We start from the raw sequence: 1,163 nt of genomic DNA, 5'->3' as shown, positions 1-1,163 counted from the left end.
GCTCTCGTAGCCGAGCCGGTAGCGGAACTTGAGGAACATCAGCCGCAGGTAGGTCTCCATCGGCGTCGACGGACGGCCGATCCGCGGGTCGAAGTACGGCACGAACGGTGCGAAGAACGCCGGATCATCCAACAGCGCATCCACTCGTTCGAGCTCCGCGGGAAGCCGCAGCAACTCCTGCGGCAGCACCGACTCGAACAAGGACGGTTGATCGCCTACGGTACGGAACACGATGGCCTCGATCCCTTCTAATGGGAGTCGATCAGCGAGCCTTCGGCATGTAACTGCCCGTTCACGGCAGGCTGATCACTGGAGCCGCCGGCCGGTGAGCACTGATCCCTTCTGGAGTGATGGTTGATTCCTAGGGCTAGATCGTGCCCCGGCCGGTCGGTGAGGTCACCTATAGCGCTGATGGGGTGTCGTGCCGCGAGCACTGATCCATTAGGTTGCCGCCGGGTGCCTCTGGGCTCGAACAGGTTTCATCCAGAATAGGAGACCAAAGGAGGCGATCGATGATCTTCGTCGGAGACGACTGGGCCGAACAACATCACGATGTCCATTTGATGGATGACACGGGAAGGCGACTGTCGTCGCGTCGGCTGCCGGAAGGACTGGCCGGCATCCGCACATTGCACGAACTGATAGCCGAGCACGCTGCAGACCCAGCTCAGGTCGTGATCGGCATCGAAACCGACCGCGGCCTGTGGGTACAGGCGCTGACCGCCTCCCACTATCAGGTGTACGCGATCAACCCACTCGCGGTCGCGCGCTACCGCGACCGGCACCACGTCTCGGGCGCGAAGTCCGATCCGGGTGACGCGAAGCTGCTCGCGGACCTGGTGCGCACCGACCGACACAACCATCGGCCGATCGCCGGCGACAGCCCGGACGTGGAGGCGATCAAGGTCCTCGCCCGCGGACACCAGAACCTGATCTGGGCCCGCACCCGGCAAACCAATGCACTGCGGTCGGCGCTGCGTGAGTACTACCCGGCCGCGCTGGAGGTGTTCGAAGACCTGCACGACCGCGACACGCTCGCCGTACTCGGCCGCGCCCCGACACCCGCCGAGGCCGCGCACCTGACCCTGCCGGCGATTCGATCCGCCCTCAAAAAGGCTGGCCGGCAACGCAACCTCGACACCCGAGCCCACGACATCCAGAAC

1 protein-coding gene and 1 pseudogene are annotated in these 1,163 nt (G+C 64.7%); one reads left to right on the top strand and one right to left on the bottom strand.

Annotation, left to right across the window (positions count from 1 at the left end):
• Positions 1-231: pseudogene (locus tag ACFWJO_RS40200) on the bottom strand (ISNCY family transposase); the annotation flags it as partial.
• 281 nt (positions 232-512) lie between these two features.
• On the opposite strand from ACFWJO_RS40200, the gene ACFWJO_RS40195 reads away from it, so the two are divergent.
• The coding region (locus ACFWJO_RS40195) for an IS110 family transposase (RefSeq protein ID WP_386873299.1) at positions 513-1,163 on the top strand (651 nt) is incomplete at its 3' end.

Source organism: Streptomyces sp. NPDC127092, assembly GCF_042722475.1.
Classification (GTDB): Bacteria; Actinomycetota; Actinomycetes; order Streptomycetales; family Streptomycetaceae; genus Streptomyces.
This window is presented reverse-complemented; position numbering and strand designations above follow the sequence as displayed.